The organism is Actinoplanes sp. NPDC049598 (assembly GCF_040675435.1).
Taxonomy (GTDB): domain Bacteria; phylum Actinomycetota; class Actinomycetes; order Mycobacteriales; family Micromonosporaceae; genus Actinoplanes.
This window is the reverse complement of sequence record NZ_JBFAOX010000013.1, coordinates 101,779-119,764: the sequence shown is the minus strand read 5'-3', so window position 1 is coordinate 119,764 and position 17,986 is coordinate 101,779. Positions and strand designations below refer to the sequence as shown.

Sequence of the window (17,986 nt, the reverse complement as noted above, 5' to 3'; positions counted from 1 at the left end):
TTCATCCGGAACGAAGGATCCCGGCGGCCGAACGCGGCAGCGACGCTGTCGGCATGACGGTGACAACGAGCCGGGCCGCGGGCACCGGCGTGCTGCTGGCCGCGTGTGTCTCGGCGCTGGTGGTCAACGCCAACACGTCCGCCGTGACCATCCTGCTGCCCGCGATCAGCCAGGACGTCGGCGCCTCGCTGGACGTGCTGCAGTGGGCGGTGACCGGCTACATGCTGGTCGGCGCGGCGGTCATCGTCACCGCGGGCGCGCTCGGCGACGTCTTCGGCCGCCGCAAGATCTTCCTGGGTGGCCTGGTGCTGTTCGTGGCGTCGTGCGCGCTGATCGCCCTGTCGCAGAACGCGGCCGGCATCATCGCCGGCCGCATGATCCAGGGCGCGGCCGGCTCGACCATCCTGGCCTGCGGGATGAGCCTGCTGTCGGTCGCCTCGTCCGGCGCGGCCCAGATGAAGGCGATCACGCTCTGGGGCGCCGCCTCGGCCGTCGGCGCCGCCGTCGGGCCGCTCGTCGGCGGGGTCCTGGTCGATTCGACCGGCTGGCAGGGCCTGTTCTGGATCGACGCCGCGATCGCCGCGGTCTGCGTGCCGGTCACGCTGTCGGCGGTACGCGAGTCACGCGACGAGCACCGCACGAAGTCGATCGACGTTCTCGGCACGGTGCTCGTGGCCGTGCTGCTCGTTCCGCTGGTTCTGGCCCTGAGCCAGGGCGGCGACTGGGGCTGGTTCTCGGTGCCGACCGTCGGCTGCCTGGTCGTGGCGGTCCTCGGCGGCTTCGGTTTCGTGGCCGTGGAGAAACGCTCGGCGGCGCCGCTGGTCGACCTGAAGCTGCTGCGCAACCCGGTGCTGGTCGGCGCGACCATCGCCATCCTGCTGGTGGCCGGCATCATCAACGCGCTGATGTACCTGCTAAGCCTGTACTTCCAGGACCCGGCCGGATTCGGGCTGAGCGCCCTCGAGGCCGGTCTCGCCACGCTGCCCGCCGCGGCCGCGATGATCGCCGTCACGCCGCTCATCACGCCGCTCGCGGTCAAGCTGGGCGGTGGGGTGGCCGTGGCCGGGGGCTTCCTGCTGGCCACGATCGGCGTGGGGGTCCTGATGTTCGTGACGGCCGACTGGACGTACGGCGCCTTTGTCCTGCCCTTGATCGTCCTGTCGGTCGGACTCGGCTTCGCCAACGGGCCCGCCTCCTCCGCCTCGACCTCGGCCGTCGACGCGGACCAGGTCGGCCAGGCGTCCGGCATCTCCAACATGGCCCGGTACGTGGGCGGGTCGCTCGCGGTCGCGGCGGCGGCCACCGTCTCGACCGCGGCCACGGACAACCATCAAGGCGAACCGGCCGCGGACGCGCTCGCGGCGGGTCTCAGCGCGGCCTCCCTCCTTCTTGCGATCATGTCGGCGGCCGGTGTCGCCCTCGTCGTCCTGATGCGCCGGCACCGCCAGGCCCACGCCTCGGCCGTGCACCTCGCGGCCGCGGCCGCCGCCGCCAGCCACACGATCCCGACCCGGCCCGTACCGGAAGGTGCCCCGACATGACAGCCAAGGACTACGCCCGCCGCATGGAGAACGCGGTGGCCCAGGCGGCCGCCGAAGGATTGACCGGACTCCTGGTCACACCCGGCCCCGACCTGACCTACTTCACCGGCTACAAGCCGACCGCCACCACCGAGCGGCTCACCCTGCTGATCCTCGACGGCGACCATGACCCGCACCTGATCGTGCCGACCCTCGAACGGCCGGACGCGGCCGAGGCGCCCGGCTACTCGGTGGTGGAGACGACCGACTGGGCCGACGGCACCGATCCGTACGGCCCGGTCTCGCGCCTGCTGGATCCGGCGGGCCACTACGCCATCTCGGACTCGGCGTGGGCCATGCACCTGCTCGGGTTGCAGGCGGCGCTGCCACAGACGCGCTACACGTCGATGACTTCCTCGCTGCCCATGCTGCGCGCGGTCAAGACCCCCGACGAGGTGGCCCGGCTGGAGGCGGCGGGGGCGGCGGCGGACGCCGCCTACGAGCAGATCAAAGCGGTACGTTTCGAAGGGCGCACCGAGACCGACATCGGCCGGGATCTCGCGCGGCTACTGATCTCCGCCGGGCACTCGCAGGTCGACTTCACCGTCGTCGGGTCGGGGCCGAACGGGGCCAACCCGCACCACGAGATGGGCGATCGCGTCATCCAGGCCGGTGACATGGTGGTGCTGGACTTCGGTGGGCTCAAGGACGGGTACGGGTCGGACACCACCCGGACCGTCCATGTAGGACCGCCGACGCCGCTCGAACGGGACGTGTTCGACATCGTGCGGGCGGCCCAGCAGGCCGGTTTCGAGGCGGTGCAGCCGGGCGGGCCGTGCCAGGAGGTCGACCGGGCGGCCCGGAAGGTCATCACGGACGCGGGCTACGGCGAATACTTCATCCACCGGACCGGGCACGGGATCGGGCTGACGACCCACGAACCGCCGTACATGGTGGAGGGTGAGACACGGCCGATGGTGCCCGGGATGTGCTTCTCGATCGAGCCCGGCATCTACCTGCCGGACCGCTTCGGCGTCCGCCTCGAGGACATCGTCACGGTCACCGAGAGCGGCGGCCGCCGCCTCAACAACACCAGCCACGACCTGCACGTCGTCGCCTGACATGGGGCGCCCGGGGCGGGTCCTCACTCTCGCCGTCGCCTCCGTCCTGGCGGTGGCGGCCTGCGGCGACGGCGACAGCGGGGTGGCCCTGCCGTCCACGCGGCCGTCGGTCACCCTCGACCGCACGGCCGAGGCCACGCGAACCGCCGAGGCCGAGCCGACCCGCACCCTGCCGCCGCGCGCCACCGGTCCGGTCGAGACCACCGATCCGGAGCCCACGTCGACCCGGACCACCACCGTCCAGCCGGAGCCGACCCGCACCACCGAGCCTGTCCGCACGACCGAGCCGACCCGCACCACCGAGCCTGTCCGCACGACCGAGCCGGCCCGCACGACGGCACCGACCAGGGCGAATCAGGCGACCACTGAGGCGACCGCCCAGACCGCGACCGCCGCCGCTCAGACTCCTACCGCGACCCGGACCAGCGAATCCGCGGCGGCCGTGCCCGCCTCGGACGACAGCGACAGCGGCAACCTCCTCGCCTGGTTCCTGCTCTTCCTGGTGGTGGGCGGGGTCATCGCCGCCGTCCTGATCACCCGCGCCCGCAAGAAGGGCACCTGGGACACGGAGTCGACCGCCCTGACCGCCGACACCCGGGCCCTCCTGGACCGCGGCCTCCCGCGGGTCCTGGCCACCACCACCTTCGCCGACCGTCGCCTGGCCTGGCCCCCGGTCCGCGACGACCTGATCGCCCTCATCACCCGCTGGGAGTCCCTGGCCGCCCGCGCCGGCGACGGCCCCCGTCAGGCCGCCTCCGGCCAGATCGCCCTCCTGCTCCACGACCTGATAGCCACCATCGACGACGAGTCCGCCGCCCAGTCCGCCGCCCGCGACTGGCGCCTGCTCCGTCCCCAGGTCCAGGCCGTCCTGGACGCCCTCAACGCCGAACTGGCCCCCACCCCACCCGACCCGAACGCCGCCCCCGGAGCACCCCCGCCCGGCACAACTCCCGACGGGCAGCCGGGCCCGGATCCCGCAACAACTGCGCCACCGCCGGGCTCCGGGTCCAGGCCCGGTCCGCCGGAGGAACCGCCCCCACCCGGCCGGCCCGGTTCGGAGCCTTGATCCGGCTGAGCGGATCAGGCCCGAGCCCGGCTGCCGGACCGGCGCACCCGGCAGGAACGGCCGGAGCTCACGGCACCACGACCAGCCGGCGGCCGCGCAGATCGGTGCGCGGCCAGGCGGCCTCGATGTCGGCCAGGGCGACCCGCTCGACGTCGAAAGTGAGCTCACCGGACTGCGCCCACGCGACGATCTGGCCGTACACCTCCTGCATGGTCTGGGGGCCGAGGCCCTTGGCCGCCCCGTAGATCTCCACCCCGGAGGTACGCAGGCTTTCCGCCGCCAGGGTGAGCTCGCCGCCCGCCGACTCACCGATCTGGATCAGCCGGGTCGGCTTCGGGAAGGCGAACGCCCGCGGAACCAGCGATCGCAGCAGGATCTCCGTGGGCCGGCCCCAGAGATAGTCGAGCACCACGTCGTACCCCTCGCCCTTGGCTTCGAGGTAGGCCTGCGCTAGCGCCTCGTCCGGCACCGCCGTGTTGATCACCGCATCGGCCCCCAGGGCCCGCACCTCCCGCAACTGGCCGTACTCGCGGCCGGTCGCGACGATCCGGCCGGCGCCGAGCAGCCGGGCCACCTTCACCGCGAGCCGCCCCGCGACCCCGGTGGCGCCCTGCACGAGCACCGTCTCGCCGGGCGCGAAGCCGGCGGCGGTCCGGACCGACATGGCGGTGATCGCGGTGGCCAGAACGGTCGCGATCACCGGATCGACGCCGTCCGGGATCGGGGCGTACGCGCCCTTGGGCACCACGGTCTTCTCGGCGAGCGCGCCATAGGGCGGGCGCGGGTTGCCGAATCCCACGAGGGTGCCGTCGGGCAGCGCGCCGACGCCGTCGAAAGCGGGAATCGCCGGTAGCTGGGCGGTGTACTGCCGGCTCGCGTAGTGCGTGCCGTCCGCGATGCGTTTGTCGACGTTCTCGACCGCGACCGCCTTCACTTCGATGACGACTTCGTCGTCGCCGGCCACGGGATCCGGGAAGTCCTCGTAGCGCGGGACACCGCCGATCTCGTGCAGCACTGCTGCCTTCATCGCGGTGCCCGCTCGACGAACGCGGCGATCCGCCGCTGCCACGCGGGCAGGAACCGGGGCGGCCGAGCGGGCGAGTGGTTTCTCCGCTGGTGAGGGTGGGCCGCGGGGCCCTGGTGCCCGGCCAACCGCTCGGCGTGCGCGGGAACTCCGGGGACGAGGTGACTAAGGCGGTGCAGAACCATGCGAATCGACATGACGGTCTCCGTCGCTCTATCAGTGATAGGGAGAATCTAGCACTGATAGAGTGACGGTGGAGGTGGCAATTGTGGCGCTGGACCGGCAGAGGATCGTCGACGAGGCCGTCGCCCTGCTGGATGCCGAGGGCCTCGACGGGGTGACGACACGCAAGCTGGCCGCGCGGCTGGGCGTGCAGTCGCCGACGCTCTACTGGCACATGCCGAACAAGGCGGCCCTGGTCACCGCGATCGCCGACGCGATCCTCGACCAGGAGTTCGGCCACCTGGCCCCGCCCGCGGCGGATCAGGCCTGGCCGGAGTGGTTGAGCGGTCTCGCCGGGCGGTTGCGCCGCGCCCTGCTCGCCCACCCGGACGGCGCCCGGGTGATCTCCGCGGCCCAGCTGTCCCGGACCATGGCGGCGATCTCCGAGCTGGCCATGAGCACCCTGGTAACGCGGGGCGTCCCGCTGCGGCGGGCCCGCGTGATCGTCCTGACGGTCGAGCGCTTCACGGTCGGGCACGTGCTCGAGGAGCAGGCTCCCCGCCCGGACGCCAAGGCGCTGGAGGGATTCGACCTGCCGGCCTTCACCGAGAAGCACCCGACCATGGTCACCGCGATCACCGAGTACTTCCAGCCCGGGCGCACCGTGGACGACTTGTTCCAGGAGTGTCTGGAGGTCGTCGTCGAGGGCGCCGCGGCGCGGGCTCAGCAGTAGGAGCCGAGGGGTTGACGTTGTCGGTCACGGCGATCAGCTGGCGCTTGGCGGTGGTCCAGGAGCCGGCGCCGGAGCGCCGGGCTTCGGCCAAGGGGAAGACGTGGTCGATGTCGACGTCGGCGGCGGCGATCGAGAAGCCGAGGAGCAGGGCGAGACGGTGCTTCAGCACAGCTGCCACGGGGCACGGGATAGATGAAGATCAGTCTCGATGGTCGGCGGGAACGGGTGGAGATCCCGTTCGCGGCCTACGGCCGAAACAATAGTTTCGGATCAGGAGGCCGAGGCGGCCGGGGTCGGTGGCGATCACCTGGCCGGCCGCGGCCGTGATCAGGTAGGCGAACGACAACACGTACAGCCAGCCGATGTAGGTGAAAGCCACGCCGATGGTCCCGAAGCGGGCCGCGCTCACGTCCAGCGCGTGCGGCAGGTAGAGCGAGCCGGCCGGCCGCAGCACCAGCATCGCGACGGCGAACAGCAGCGCGCCGGGCAGGAGCAGCCGGGCCGGGATCCGGCGGGCGGTCAGGATCCACGGCAAGAACAGCGCGCCGCCCAGGTCGGCCAGCATGGTCACCAGGGCCACCGTCACGTACGGGGCGGGCGCCTCCATGGCGGCCCGGACCAGCAACTGGATGGCGACCACGCTGAAGGCCAGCACCAGCACGGCGACCAGCCACCGCCAGGCGTGCCGCGGGGTGCTGCGCGGCCGGGGCAGGCCCCAGATCGTGGCGTAGGCCCGGGTGAAGGCCCGGGCCAGGCTGGTCGTGGAGACGAGCACAATCAGGGTGCCGACCACGCCGAAGGCGCCGACGCTGCTGCCGCTGATCGCCTCGTTGAGCAGCCGCGCCACCTCGTCGGGCAGCTTCACGACCGTGGCCAGCTTCTCGTCGAAGGTCCGCCCGAGCAGCACCGCCAGCATGATCAGCAGTGGGAAGACGGACGTGAACAGCTGCGCGGCCAGGGTCATGGCCCGGTCGAAGATCTCCAGGCGCACGATCGCGGCCAGCGTGCCCAGCCCGATCCGGCCCGGCCAGCGGGTGGACGCCCACTCCCAGACGGCGCCCACCCAGCGCGGCGCCCCCGGCAGCGGCCGGGTCGTCACCTCACTGTGGACAGCGGCGCCGCCTCGGTCTGCGGGGTCTCGGCCGGCTTCGACCGGTTCTTGCGGCGGCCGATCACCACGGCGGCCGCGCCGGCCAGGGCGAGACCGGCCGCGGCGACGGCGGCCGGGCGGCGGTTCTTCGAGGCCTTGCTCTTCTTGCGGGAAGTCATGACGATCCTCCAGTCAGGGGCGCCGGTCGTCGTAGTCGGGCCGGATCTCGGTGCCGTGCGCGGTGATCGCGTAGATCGTGACCATGTTGAACCCGATGATCAGCACGGCGTAGACCGGGAACGCGGCCAGGAAGGCCAGGTTGGACAGCGAGCTGAGGAAGGCCAGCACCACCGCGAAGACCCGGCCCCAGCTCTGCCCGGCCAGCAGGGCGAGCCCGACCACGATCTGGACGGCCCCGATGATCAGGTGGGTCCAGCCCCACGCAGTCCAGCTGGTGGCCACAAGCAGCCGGGACTCGTCGATCGCGAACAGCTCGTGCCGGGTCAGGGCCAGGACGCCGAGGGCGACCTGCAGGATCCCGACGATGCCGAGCAGCACCCCGGCGAAGACGACCCAGGCCGCCCACGGGGTGACCTCGGTCGGCCGATTCTGAACGGACATGGCCCGAGCCTGACCCGCCGGGCCGCGCCGGGCCTCACCCGGGAGGAATGAGCCGCGTCATTCAAGGAGCCCACGCTCGCGGCCCTGGACCACCGCGGCGGCCCGGGTCGTCGCGCTGAGCTTGCGATAGACGGCGGCGACCTGGGTCTTGACCGTGTTGCGGGACAGCTGGAGCTCACCCGCGATCTGGTTGAGGGTGAGATGGGTCGGCAGCAGCCGCAGCACCCGCTGCTCGGCCGCGGTCAGCCCGGCCGTGTCGGTGATGCCCTCCGGCGCCGGCTGCGGCCCCAGATCGGCCACCAGCGCCCGGTACCGCTCGGCCAGCACGCCCGTGGTGGTCAGGTGGTCCAGGGCGAGCCGGGCCCGGACCGCCGCCTTCGAGGCCTCGGGCTTGTCCCCGGCGTCGAGCATGATCCGGGCGAGCCGGATCGACGCCGACGCGACCAGCCACGGGAACGGCCGGGCGTGCTCCATCGCCTCGGCCCCCTCGCCCAGCAGCACCCGGAACGCCTTGGTGTCCCCGACCTCCAGCGCCACCCGGGCCCGGACCAGATGGGTCAACACCGACCAGCCGTACGAGCGCAGGCCCGGCCCGAGCAGCGCCGCCGACTCCTCCGCGTAGGCGGCCGAGGCGGCACAGTCGTGCTGGTCGGCCGCGTGCCAGGCCAACCCGGCCAGAGCGAGCGCGGACGGCGCCGGATGCTCGCCGCCGGCCCGGGCGGCCCGGGCGAAACGGGCCGTGGCCAGCACGGTGTTGCCGGTCAGCTCCTCGGCCACGCCGAGCAGGGTCATCGTCGTGGCGTACCAGTCGGAGCCGGGCCGCTCGGACCGGGCGGCCCGGCGGGCGTTGCCGAGCATCCCGTCCACGCCGCCGGGGGCCAGGGCGGCCCGCAGCCGGTCGAACGCGGCCGCCGTCCGCGCGTCGGGCGCGGTCCCGGTGTCCGCGTTCAGGCAGGCCGTGGCCTGGACCGGGCGGCCCGCGAAGGCGTACGTCCAGCCGGCCCGCGCGGCCAGCCGCGGATCCTGCTCCACCGCGCCCCGGCCGAGCGTGTCGAGGGCGGCCGCGACCTGCGGGGCGCGCCCCTCGTCGATCAGCTCACGCCCGTGGCGCAGCACCAGCCGTGCAGTGGCCTTCAGATCCCCGGCCGCCGCGGCGTGCCGCACCGCCGCTTCCGCCTGCTGGCGCCGCTCGTACCAGGTGACCGCGCGCCGGTGCAGGGTCGCCTCGGTGGCCGGTTCCCGGCGGCGCAGCTCGGCCACCAGCATGTCGCGGAACGCGGGGTGGAACCGGTACGTGCGGGCGGCCGGGTGGATCGGCGCCACGAACACGTTGCGTACGGCCAGCCCGGCCAGCAGCTGCCCGGAGCCGTGCCGGCGCAGCACGGCGTCGCACAAGCTGCCGGAGAGACTGTCCAGAGTGGCCACGCGCAGCAGGAACCGGACCGTGTCGGCCGGCTCCGGGGCCAGCACCACGTCGCGGAAGTACTCGCTGAGATAGGCGTCGGCCCCGGTGACCTGCTCGGCGGCGGTGGCCGCGTCGGGCCGGCCGCGCAGGCTCAGCGCGGCCAGGTAGACCCCGGCCGGCCAGCCCTCGAACCGCCGGTTGAGGGCCAGGGCCTGCTCGGCCGGCAGGACGGTGCCGGTGGCCCGGATCAGGTGCAGCGCCTCGGCCCGGGACAGCCGCAGGTCGGACGGGCCGAACTCGGCGCACCGGCCCTCGCTGCGCAGGCCGCCCACGTGCAGGCCGAGGCGGCTGCGGGCGCCGATCGCCAGGTGGCACCCGGCCGGCATCCGCTCGGCCAGGGCCAGCACGAGCTGATGGCCTGGCGTGCCGCGCAGCCGGTGGACGTCGTCGATGACCAGCACCGGTGGGGCCGCCGCGGCCAGCCGGGGCACGGCCTCGGTGACCAGCTGCTCCGCGGGCGCCGAGAGCGCGCGCCAGGTGGCCGGCTCGACCGGGCGGATCTCGGCGACGGCCCGGGCTATCCGGCGCAGCAGCCGGTGCGGGTCGGCGTCGGCCTCCTCGGCGGTGACCCAGGCGAAGGGGCGCTGGTCGCGGGCGGCCCACTGGCGCAGCGCGATGGACTTGCCGTAGCCGGGCGGGGCGACGACGAGGATCAGGGGCACGTCGTCGCGCACCGCGGCCAGATCGGTGATCAGCCGGCGGCGGGGCACGAGCTCCCCACGAGTCATCGGCGCAGTGACCCCCCGTTCGCGAGTTCGAGTAATCGTGCCCTCGCACACTGTGCAGTCATCGCACCTTGTCGTCGCACAAGTTTCAACCCCCTCGGCGCTTGTGACCTGGTATCTGTCCGGCTTCGACATCCGCTTTCGGAATCACCCAGGTCGGGTGATGTGACTGTTGATGATCGGGAGAAAACTCTCCGTAGACGACGGAGTCACCTGGTCGCGGCCGCGACGCGCCGGGGACGGTCGCATTGGGGGATCCGCATGCGCCATGAGATCGCAACCGAGCAGACGGCATCCGACGGTGAACCGATCATGACGATCAAGCTGGAGCCGCCCGGCCTTCCACCGTGGTGGGTGGTTCGCGAGCGCCTGCGGGAACGGCTCGACACCGGGCCGGCGCGCCGGCTGACCGTGGTGACCGGCCCGGCTGGTTCGGGCAAGAGCAGCCTGGTGGCCGACTGGACGGCCAGCGGTCACGCCGGCGGCCGGGTGGCCTGGCTGACCCTGGAGCCGGGTGACGACGAGCCCGGGATCTTCTGGTCGTACCTGACGGCCGCGCTCTTGCGGGCCGGCGTCGAGCCGGGCGGCCGGTGGCGGCCCGAGGCCGAGCGGTCCTTCCTGGTCCGGCTCGTGGTCGGGCTGGCCGCGCGGGCCGAGCCGGTCGTGCTGGTGCTGGACAACGTGCACGCGCTGACCAAAGCCGCCATCCTCGACGGCCTGCACTTCCTGGTCGAGCACTCCGGCCCGCAGTTGCGCTGCGTGCTCGTGGGCCGCACCGACCCGCCGCTGCCGCTGCACCGCTACCGGCTGGCCGGCACGATCACCGAGATCCGTCACGACGATCTCGCGTTCACCCCGGCCGAGGCGGACGCGCTGCTGACCGCGCACGGCGCCCGGCTCGGGCCGAACGCCGTGGCCGAGCTGACCGAGCAGACCCACGGCTGGGCGGCCGCGCTGCGCCTGGAGGCGCGGGCCCTGCCCGTGCCGGGTGACAAGAAGGACGAGCTGGCCGACTACATCCGCAACGAACTGCTCGGCGAGCAGTCCACCGCCACCCGTGACCTGCTGCTGCGCACCTGCGTGGCCGAGCGGCTGCCGGCCGGGCTGTCGGTCGAGCTCAGCAGCCGGCGCGACGCCGCCCAGGTCCTCGACCGCCTGGCCCGGCAGGGCCTCTTCGTGACCGCCGGCACCGGCGGCGAGCGCGTCTACGTCCACCATCCGCAGGTGCGCGAGGTGCTGCTGGCCGCGCTGGCCGAGGGACCGGTCGACCGGGCCACCGGGCTGCACCGCCGGGCCGCCCACTGGTACGCCGGCTTCGACCGTTACGCCGAGGCGCTGCCGCACGCGCTGCTGGCGCACGAGTGGGCGCTGGCCGCCACCGCGGTGGTGCGCAGCCTCGCTGTCGCCGAGGTGCTGGACGGCCGGCGGGCGGCCGCCTTCGCCGCGATGCCGGCCGATCTCGACCGGCCCGAGGCCGCGGTCGTCGCCGCCGCCGTGGCCCACTATCTCGACGACCCTGAGGCGTGCGCCAAGCATCTGCTGCGGGCCGGCGAGATGACCGGCGGCCATGACATCACGCTGCCGCTGAGCCTGGCCGCCGTCGACGTGGCCCGGGCCCGGCGCCACGGGCGTGCCGACGACCTGGCGGCCGCGGCCGAGATCGCCTGGCGGCTGCTCGACGACGCCCTCGTGGCCGGCGTCGCGGTGCCGCCCGACCTCGCCTCGCTGATCCGCCTGGCCCGGGCCGACACGCTGCTCTGGCGGCACGACCTGACCGGCGCCTGCGCGGCCCTGCAACCGTCCGAGCACGACGGGCCCGAGGTCCTCGGCCGGCTCGCCCTGGCCGAGGCGCTCTGCGGGCGGCTGCGCCGCGCCGGGGAGCACGCCCGCCGCGCCCTCGACCGCACAGGGGACGGCGAAGGGCCGGGCGACGCGGCGGCCGACGTCGCCCTGGCCTGGGTGCAGACCGACGAGTACGATCTGGCCGCCGCCCGGGTGCACGCCGAGCAGGCCGCGGCCCGCCTCGAGGAGCGGCCCGACGCCCTGCTGGCCGGGCTGCTGGCGCTGGTCCGGGCCCGCGTCCACCGCGGCGCCGGGGACATCGCGGACGCGGCCGAGGTGGTCACGGCCGTACCGCCCGGTCCGCGACCGCCGTGGCTGACCGAGCTGCTCGGGCTGACCCGCGACGCGTTGCTCGCCCCGGGCCGGCCCCCGGCCGAAGCCGGCGCCACCCCGCAGCACGCCGTCGCCGAGGCGATGGCCGCGGTCTTCGCCGGGGACACCGTACGGGCCCGCGCCCTCGTGGCCGCGCTGGGCGAACGGCCCGGTCTCGCCCTCGACACCCGGGTCGACGGGTGGCTGATCACGGCGGTGGCCGACCTCGGCGACGGGCGCCGCGACCGGGCCCGCCGGGCGCTGCAGCGGGCCCTGGCACTGGCCGAGACCGAACGGCTGCGGCGGCCACTGCTGGAGGCCCCGGCCCCGGTCCGCCGGTTCCTGCGCGAGGATCACGACCTCGCCGTACGGCACGAATGGCTCGGGGTGACCCCGCGGCCGGCCCATGTGCCATCCGCCGCCCTGCCGTCGTCGCCGGCGGTCCCGGCCGCCCCGGTGATGGTGGAACCGCTGACCGCCAAGGAGACCGAGGTGCTGGGCTACCTGGCCCAGTTGTTCTCCACCGAGGAGATCGCCCGGACCATGTACGTCTCGGTCAACACCGTCAAGACCCACGTCCGCGGCGTGCTGCGCAAACTCGCCGCGACCCGGCGCAACGAGGCCGTCCGCCGGGCCCGCGACCTGGGCCTGCTGTAGGGCTCTCATCCTCGAGGGGTGACGACCGTGGTGGGCGCTGTGGCGATGCTCGTCGGCATGACCGACGTCACCGATCTGCCGTCGTGGCGCGACACCGCGGCCCGGCAGAGGATCGTCGAGTTCGTCGCGGTCGCGGTCGCGGGCATCCCGCCCGAGGAGCGCATCGCGGTCTTCGACAACGACGGCACCCTGTGGTGCGAGAAACCGCTGCCGGTGCAGGCCGACTTCCTCCTGCGCCGCATCGGCGAGCTGGCCGGGCGGCCTCCGGAGGTGCTCGGCCGGCAGCTGCTCGGCGGCGGCGACGCCGAGCTGCGCGGGATGGCGGCGGGTCTCCTTCAGGCGTACGAGGGCACGACGGTGGACGAATTCGCCGAGCTGGCCCGCTCGTTCCTCGTCAAGGGCCGACACCCGACCCTGGCCCGGCCGTACGTGGACACGGCGTACCAGCCGATGCGGGAGCTCATCGACTACCTCGGCGGCAACGGGTTCGCCTGCTACATAGCCACCGGCGGCGGGCGGGACTTCCTGCGCACGGTCAGCGCGGAGGTCTACGGCATCCCGGCCGACCGGGTGATCGGCAGCTCGGTGGCGCTCGAGTACCGCGACGGGCGGATCGTGCACACGGCCCGGCTGGACGTCTTCGACGACGGGCCGGCCAAACCGGTGCGGATCTGGAGCCGCGTCGGCCGCCATCCGATCCTGGTCGCCGGCAACGCCAACGGCGACCTGCCGATGCTGCGCGCGGCCGGGGGCGGGCGCCGCGATCCCCTGCGCCTGCTGGTCGTGCACGACGACGCGGAGCGCGAGTTCGCGTACACCACCGGCGCGACCGAGGCCATCGCCGCCGCCGAGACGGAGAACTGGGTGGCCGTGAGCATGGCCGGAGACTGGTCACGAGTCTTCGGCCCTCGTTGAAGGGGGGAAACCGAGGGTGCGCGGGGAGGGCGATCCCCGCGCACCCGAGGTTAGTGTTCTGATCCATGAAGCTCCTCCTGCCGGACAGCATCGCCCTCGACCTGTCCCTGCCCTCGGGCGTGACCACCTCGCTCTACGCGGTGAATCAGCCCCTCGCTGAAGATCAACTCGATGCGGCCGCCATGGTGGTGTGGGGCAATCCGGGCGATCAGCTGCGCGACGCGGCGTCCCGTCTGCGGTCGCTGCGCTGGGTGCAGACGCTGGCCGCGGGTCCCGACGCGGTGCTGGCGGCCGGCTTCGATCCCTCGGTGGTGATCACCTCGGGCACCGGGCTCCACGACCTGACGGTCGCGGAGCACACCCTGGCCCTCACGCTGGGTGCGGCCCGGCGTCTCAACCTGCTCGTACGGGCCCAGATCGGCCACCGGTGGGCGCAGGAGCTGGGCGGCAACCAGCCGGTCCACGACCCGCACGCCTTCCGAACCCTGCGCGGCGCCCAGGTCGTGATCTGGGGTTTCGGCAGCATCGCGGCCACCCTGGCGCCGTACCTGAAGGCCCTCGGCGCCTCGGTCACCGGCGTGGCCCGCACCGCCGGCCAGCGGCACGGTTTCGACGTCGTGACCGCCGACGAGTTCCCGTCCCTGCTGCCCCACACCGACGTGCTGATCTCCATCCTGCCCGCCTCCGACGCCACCACCCACGCCCTGGACGCGCGGGTCCTGGCCCTGCTGCCACCCCGGGCCTGGGTCATCAACGTCGGCCGCGGCGCCACCCTCGACGAGGCAGCGTTGCTCAACGCTCTGCGCTCGGGCCGCCTGGCCGGCGGCGCCCTGGACGTCTTCGAGACCGAGCCCCTCCCACAGGACTCACCGTTGTGGGACGAGCCCAACCTCATCATCACCCCGCACGCCGCCGGCGGCCGTCCGGTCGGCGCCGCCGACCTGGTCACCGAGAACTTGACCGCGTTCCTGGAGGGCCGGCCACTGAAGAACGTGGTTTCGAGCTAATTCCGGCACGCTTCGAACGGGCTCTTCAGAAACTTGTTCTCGCGGATCGATCGCAGCGCCACCCCGGCCCCGGCTTTGATCCCCTCCTCGTCAGGCGTGCTCAATTCCACCGATCGCGAAGTCTTTGAGAACCGCGTAGACCCGGCCCCGCACGAAGTAGTAGCTCGCCTGGCGACTATTGAGCTCGATGGCAATGCTGATCGAACCCAGCGCGGACCCGGAGGCCCGGCCGGAGGGGCATTTGCAAATCGCCGCCGCGTAGCTGCTCACCGCCCGGTCCAGTTCCTTGGCGGCTGCCTGGTCCTTGCCGTTCTCGATCAGGGCCGAGGAGTCGGCGCACCTGATGGCGTGCACCGATCGGTGGGCGGCCCACACCGCCCCGCCGGCCAGCGAGGGGAGAAGGATCGCGCCGGCGATGGTGGCAAGCAGCGGGACCGGTCGTAATTTGATCCACAAATACCAGATCGTCACGCACAAAGCTGCCGCGCAGGCTAGGGCCACCAACACCCATACGGACGCCAGGCGCAAGGAGCCCACCGAGGTGGCCAGGGCGACCAGGATGGCCACCCCGCCCAGGGCCGCCGCCGCGGCGCCGAAAGCCGGTGTGGATGCCGTCTGTTTGCTGGAAGTCCGCTGATTGGGCCTTCGCGGCATTCTGCTCATCGGCTCCTCCAGCCTTTCCGGCCAGTTCGTTCCTTTCCTCCCCTCGCCATCACCTAACGTCAGAAGCCGGACACCCGGCGGGCCTTGCCGCCGCGAAGGTGCCCGCTGCGCCGGCTGAGTGTGCTCATTGCCCTGGGCGACTTTCAGGGCTACGCGGCGTCGCCGCATTGGCACTTATCCGTGATTTGCCGGGGCCGGAGCGAGACGATGCTGACTCCTGACGCGCGTCGTGTCGGATGAATCCACGGGGGAAGGAACACTCTGATGCATCGTCTCGCCCACACTCTCGGCGCTGGCACTCTGGTTGCCTTCGTTGCCGCTTGCAGCGGCAACGCGGCCGGATCCGCCCCGGCCGCCAGTTCCGCGGCGGCGCCGGCCACCTCCCTGACCGCGCCGGCCACGTCCGCGCCCACCACCTCCGTGCCTGCTCCCGTCACCTCTTCCGCGGCGAGTCAGGGGGCGCCTACCGACGCGGCTGACCCGGCCATTCAGCCCGACCACATCGGACCGCTGCGGATCGGCATGAGCCTCAAGGCGGCCAAGGCGACCGGGTTGATCGTCGTCAACAGCGGGCAGGACGACTCGGTTTTCGACAACTGCGTGTCGGCGCACTGGAAAGGGCAGTCGGACGAGGAGTGGATGGTGTTCAACGGCAAGTACGGGCTGCGGGCGCTCGACTCGTTCGGGCGGCAGGAGACGCCGGAGGGGATCAGGGCGGGCAGTCCGCTGAGCGCGGTGCGGCGGGCCTACCCGCAGCTCACGTGGCGTATCGACGGCGATGAGATCCCTGACGCGAAGCGGACGGGTGGGGACGCGCTGGTCGACACGGTGAAGGGCGACGGCGCGCACTATCGGATCAGCATCGAGAAGAGCAAGGTGGTCGACGTGCAGCTGGAGAGCGATCGCACCGGCTGCTACGAGTGAGCTTCAGAGCGGCTCGACGCGGGCGGCGCCGCCTGAGGTGACGAGGTGCCAGCCTGCGGGCCATTTGTCGGCGCGGTCGGTGCGGGGGGTCACGGTCAGATCGTCCAGGGCGGCCGGGTAGGTCAGGGTGGCCGAGGCCAGGTCGATGTCGCCGATCAGGGTGGCGCCGTCGAAGCGTACGCCGCCGTTGAAGACCGCGTTGTTGAAGTCGGCGTGGCCGCCGAAGCGGGCCCGGCGGTAGGCCGCGACGCGGGCGAAGCGGGCCTGGCGGAAGTCGGCGTCGCGCTCGAAGGAAGCCTCGCGGAAGAAGGCCGCGTGGCGGAAGGTGCAGCCGGTGAAGTCCGCGTCGGCGGCGAAGGTCGTACGGTCGAAGCGGGCCGTCTGCTCGAAGGAGGCCAGCTTGAAGCGGGTGGGCTGAGCGAAGACGGTGTCGTTGAACGACAGCAGCCGGGCGGTCATGGCGTCGAACTGGGTGTTGCTCTCGAAGCGGCATTCCTCGAAGTTGGCGCTGACGGCGAAGGTCGCCCGCTCCAGCCGCGCAGGGCCGAGAAACTCACAACCGGGGAAGTGGGCGGCGCCCTCGAAGGTCACACCGCGGAACACGGCGGCGCCGCCGAACCGGGATCGGTCGAACCGGACGACCCTGCCGAACTTCGCACCCTGGAAGAGGGCCAGCTGGCCGAACTCGGCGTTCGAGAACGAGGTGACACCCTCGAACGAGACGCCGCGAAACCGTGCGTCGCCGCCGAAGAGCGTGCCCTCGAACGTCGCCCCGCCGCCGAATTTCGCCGAGCTGAAGGTGGCGCCCAGGCGGAACCTCGTCGCGGTGAAATCGGCGTTCTCCACGAACGTGGCGCCGGCGAAAGACGCATGTCCTATCCGGCCGTTCCGGAGCCTCCACCGGACCAGGACCGCGCCGGTGAGGTCCAGGTCGATGTCGCGCCAGAACCGGGGAGAATCGGGTTCGGCGACGGCCACGTGCGAGGTGATCATACGTTGGGCGGCCAGTCGCACCTGTAGCTCTTCGTAGGACTCGCGCCATCGCTCCTCGGCCCGGGCCGGCCCGGGGAGGGTGAAGGGCATGCGGAGATAGGCGCACAGGACGTTGGCCACCGTCTGCTGCTGCTCCGGGCTGTTCTCGGCCACGCGCTCCAAGGCGTACAGCCCACCCAGCCGCACAGCCGGAACGGTCGATCCCAGCTGTTCCACCGCCTTGGTGTAGAGGTCGGTCAGCTGGCGTTCCGCCGCGTCGTTCTCGGAATGGAACTGGCGGCGCAGATCGAGGTTGTGCGCGTCCTCGGTGACCTGCTGCCGCCGGATGGCGAGCAGGAGCGCCGCCGCCGCGCCGGCCGCCGCGAAGAAGCCGAGCCCGAACTTGATGGCGTCGATCTGCAGCTTGGCCCGCTCGGACGCCGTGGCGCCGGCCGCGATGAGGAACATCGCCAACAGAGAGACGATCCCGAGGACGCCCACCGACACCGCCACCGTGAGCACGCCGGAGTTCGACAGCAGCCACGGCCACTGCCGCGACTCAGGGGTCCCGCCGGGTCGACTGTCCACGACGACATAGTGACTCTTCGATGCCAAGAGAGAAAGTCGAGGACGCCGCTGGCGGGGCGGTAGCCGAGGGCGGTCCGGGCGGCGGTGGAGTCGTACACGCGGTCGATCTGCCGGGGGAGGGGCCAGCCCCGATCGTGGAAGGCGGCGGCGAGAAGGGCGGCCGCGGCGACGTCGGGCAGGGCCACGGCCCGGTGGAGCAGGCGGGTGGCCAGCAGGGGCAGCGGCTCGGGGAAGCAGCGGGCGATGCGCAGGGTGACGGACGGGACCGCGCCGGCGGCGACCAGGCGTTCGGCGGCCAGTTTGGTCTCGTCGTAGATGTCGCGGGGGCGGGGCTCGAGGTCGGGCACGACGGTCACGTGCGGGGCGTGCCGGGCGGCGGCGTGGACGACGACGTCGGTGGCCGGCAGGGCGGCCCGCCGCACCGTCGCGTCCCGGAGGTCGCCGACGATGGTCGTCCGGCGGCCGGGCGTGCGGTCGACGCCGCGGACCGTCCAGCCGGCGGCGGTGAGAGCGTCCGCCACGGCGGCGCCGACCCGGCCCGAGGTTCCCGTCACCACCGCGGTTCCGTTGCGCACACGT

The 17,986-nt window shown here is 72.9% G+C and carries 15 protein-coding genes and 1 pseudogene; 8 read left to right on the top strand and 8 right to left on the bottom strand.

Annotated elements, in window-relative coordinates; translation table 11 throughout:
• The first annotated feature begins 53 nt into the window (after positions 1-53).
• From AB0J66_RS28255 to AB0J66_RS28245, 3 genes are read left to right on the top strand one after another with little or no spacing between them, the layout of a single operon-like run.
• Positions 54-1,541 (top strand): MFS transporter, encoded by a 1,488-nt coding sequence (locus AB0J66_RS28255; protein ID WP_364666665.1) that lies wholly within the window; start codon positions 54-56, stop codon positions 1,539-1,541.
• Positions 1,538-2,641: a Xaa-Pro peptidase family protein gene (locus AB0J66_RS28250; protein WP_364666663.1), complete on the top strand. Its 1,104-nt coding sequence runs from the start codon at positions 1,538-1,540 to the stop codon at positions 2,639-2,641. The genes AB0J66_RS28255 and AB0J66_RS28250 overlap by 4 nt, the downstream gene beginning before the upstream one ends.
• Before the next feature lies 1 nt (position 2,642).
• The gene (locus tag AB0J66_RS28245) at positions 2,643-3,707 is read left to right on the top strand and encodes a hypothetical protein (protein ID WP_364666660.1); all 1,065 of its coding nucleotides are present in this window, start codon (positions 2,643-2,645) and stop codon (positions 3,705-3,707) included.
• Positions 3,708-3,774: 67 nt separating this feature from the next.
• On the opposite strand, the gene AB0J66_RS28240 is transcribed toward AB0J66_RS28245, so the two are convergent.
• Positions 3,775-4,734: a zinc-binding alcohol dehydrogenase family protein gene (locus AB0J66_RS28240; protein WP_364666658.1), complete on the bottom strand. Its 960-nt coding sequence runs from the start codon at positions 4,732-4,734 to the stop codon at positions 3,775-3,777.
• Positions 4,735-4,978: 244 nt separating this feature from the next.
• Here AB0J66_RS28240 and AB0J66_RS28235 point away from each other — a divergent pair, with 244 nt between their 5' ends.
• The gene (locus tag AB0J66_RS28235; RefSeq protein ID WP_364666656.1) at positions 4,979-5,626 is read left to right on the top strand and encodes a TetR/AcrR family transcriptional regulator C-terminal domain-containing protein; all 648 of its coding nucleotides are present in this window, start codon (positions 4,979-4,981) and stop codon (positions 5,624-5,626) included.
• A gap of 199 nt (positions 5,627-5,825) precedes the next feature.
• Here the strand turns inward: AB0J66_RS28235 and AB0J66_RS28230 are convergent, their stop codons facing one another.
• The 4 genes from AB0J66_RS28230 to AB0J66_RS28215 are packed head-to-tail and all read right to left on the bottom strand — an operon-like array spanning position 5,826 to position 9,530.
• Complete coding sequence (locus AB0J66_RS28230) at positions 5,826-6,725, bottom strand: YhjD/YihY/BrkB family envelope integrity protein (protein ID WP_364666653.1); 900 nt, start codon at positions 6,723-6,725, stop codon at positions 5,826-5,828.
• Complete coding sequence (locus tag AB0J66_RS28225; protein ID WP_364666650.1) at positions 6,722-6,895, bottom strand: LPXTG cell wall anchor domain-containing protein; 174 nt, start codon at positions 6,893-6,895, stop codon at positions 6,722-6,724. The genes AB0J66_RS28230 and AB0J66_RS28225 overlap by 4 nt, the downstream gene beginning before the upstream one ends.
• 13 nt (positions 6,896-6,908) lie before the next feature.
• Complete coding sequence (locus tag AB0J66_RS28220; RefSeq protein WP_364666647.1) at positions 6,909-7,337, bottom strand: hypothetical protein; 429 nt, start codon at positions 7,335-7,337, stop codon at positions 6,909-6,911.
• Between the two features lie 57 nt (positions 7,338-7,394).
• Entirely contained in the window at positions 7,395-9,530 is a 2,136-nt protein-coding gene (locus AB0J66_RS28215) for a LuxR C-terminal-related transcriptional regulator (RefSeq protein WP_364666645.1), read from the bottom strand.
• A gap of 309 nt (positions 9,531-9,839) precedes the next feature.
• Between AB0J66_RS28215 and AB0J66_RS28210 the strand changes: the two genes are divergently transcribed.
• The 3 genes from AB0J66_RS28210 (at position 9,840) to AB0J66_RS28200 (ending at position 14,260) form a co-directional block, all read left to right on the top strand.
• Positions 9,840-12,338 (top strand): LuxR C-terminal-related transcriptional regulator, encoded by a 2,499-nt coding sequence (locus tag AB0J66_RS28210; RefSeq protein WP_364666643.1) that lies wholly within the window; start codon positions 9,840-9,842, stop codon positions 12,336-12,338.
• A gap of 18 nt (positions 12,339-12,356) precedes the next feature.
• Positions 12,357-13,253: an HAD family hydrolase gene (locus AB0J66_RS28205; protein WP_364666641.1), complete on the top strand. Its 897-nt coding sequence runs from the start codon at positions 12,357-12,359 to the stop codon at positions 13,251-13,253.
• 65 nt (positions 13,254-13,318) lie between these two features.
• Positions 13,319-14,260 carry a phosphoglycerate dehydrogenase gene (locus tag AB0J66_RS28200; protein ID WP_364666639.1) on the top strand — a complete coding sequence of 314 codons (942 nt, stop codon included), beginning with the start codon at positions 13,319-13,321 and terminating at the stop codon, positions 14,258-14,260.
• A 90-nt stretch (positions 14,261-14,350) separates the two neighbouring features.
• Here the strand turns inward: AB0J66_RS28200 and AB0J66_RS28195 are convergent, their stop codons facing one another.
• The gene (locus AB0J66_RS28195; protein ID WP_364666637.1) at positions 14,351-14,923 is read right to left on the bottom strand and encodes a hypothetical protein; all 573 of its coding nucleotides are present in this window, start codon (positions 14,921-14,923) and stop codon (positions 14,351-14,353) included.
• Between the two features lie 264 nt (positions 14,924-15,187).
• Between AB0J66_RS28195 and AB0J66_RS28190 the strand changes: the two genes are divergently transcribed.
• The gene (locus tag AB0J66_RS28190; protein WP_364666634.1) at positions 15,188-15,847 is read left to right on the top strand and encodes a hypothetical protein; all 660 of its coding nucleotides are present in this window, start codon (positions 15,188-15,190) and stop codon (positions 15,845-15,847) included.
• Positions 15,848-15,850: 3 nt separating this feature from the next.
• Here the strand turns inward: AB0J66_RS28190 and AB0J66_RS28185 are convergent, their stop codons facing one another.
• Together AB0J66_RS28185 and AB0J66_RS28180 are read right to left on the bottom strand one after the other, a co-directional pair.
• The gene (locus tag AB0J66_RS28185; RefSeq protein WP_364666631.1) at positions 15,851-17,407 is read right to left on the bottom strand and encodes a pentapeptide repeat-containing protein; all 1,557 of its coding nucleotides are present in this window, start codon (positions 17,405-17,407) and stop codon (positions 15,851-15,853) included.
• A 362-nt stretch (positions 17,408-17,769) separates the two neighbouring features.
• Positions 17,770-17,961, bottom strand: a pseudogene (locus AB0J66_RS28180) (NAD-dependent epimerase/dehydratase family protein); the annotation flags it as partial.
• Positions 17,962-17,986: the final 25 nt, after the last annotated feature.

Bases quoted from the DNA above. Each gene is read 5' to 3' on its own strand.
- AB0J66_RS28240 (WP_364666658.1), bottom strand. From the start codon at position 4,734: ATGAAGGCAGCAGTGCTGCACGAGATCGGCGGTGTCCCGCGCTACGAG.
- AB0J66_RS28210 (WP_364666643.1), top strand. From the start codon at position 9,840: ATGACGATCAAGCTGGAGCCGCCCGGCCTTCCACCGTGGTGGGTGGTT.
- AB0J66_RS28220 (WP_364666647.1), bottom strand. From the start codon at position 7,337: ATGTCCGTTCAGAATCGGCCGACCGAGGTCACCCCGTGGGCGGCCTGG.
- AB0J66_RS28255 (WP_364666665.1), top strand. From the start codon at position 54: ATGACGGTGACAACGAGCCGGGCCGCGGGCACCGGCGTGCTGCTGGCC.
- AB0J66_RS28195 (WP_364666637.1), bottom strand. From the start codon at position 14,923: ATGAGCAGAATGCCGCGAAGGCCCAATCAGCGGACTTCCAGCAAACAG.
- AB0J66_RS28245 (WP_364666660.1), top strand. From the start codon at position 2,643: ATGGGGCGCCCGGGGCGGGTCCTCACTCTCGCCGTCGCCTCCGTCCTG.
- AB0J66_RS28190 (WP_364666634.1), top strand. From the start codon at position 15,188: ATGCATCGTCTCGCCCACACTCTCGGCGCTGGCACTCTGGTTGCCTTC.
- AB0J66_RS28215 (WP_364666645.1), bottom strand. From the start codon at position 9,530: ATGACTCGTGGGGAGCTCGTGCCCCGCCGCCGGCTGATCACCGATCTG.
- AB0J66_RS28225 (WP_364666650.1), bottom strand. From the start codon at position 6,895: ATGACTTCCCGCAAGAAGAGCAAGGCCTCGAAGAACCGCCGCCCGGCC.
- AB0J66_RS28200 (WP_364666639.1), top strand. From the start codon at position 13,319: ATGAAGCTCCTCCTGCCGGACAGCATCGCCCTCGACCTGTCCCTGCCC.
- AB0J66_RS28250 (WP_364666663.1), top strand. From the start codon at position 1,538: ATGACAGCCAAGGACTACGCCCGCCGCATGGAGAACGCGGTGGCCCAG.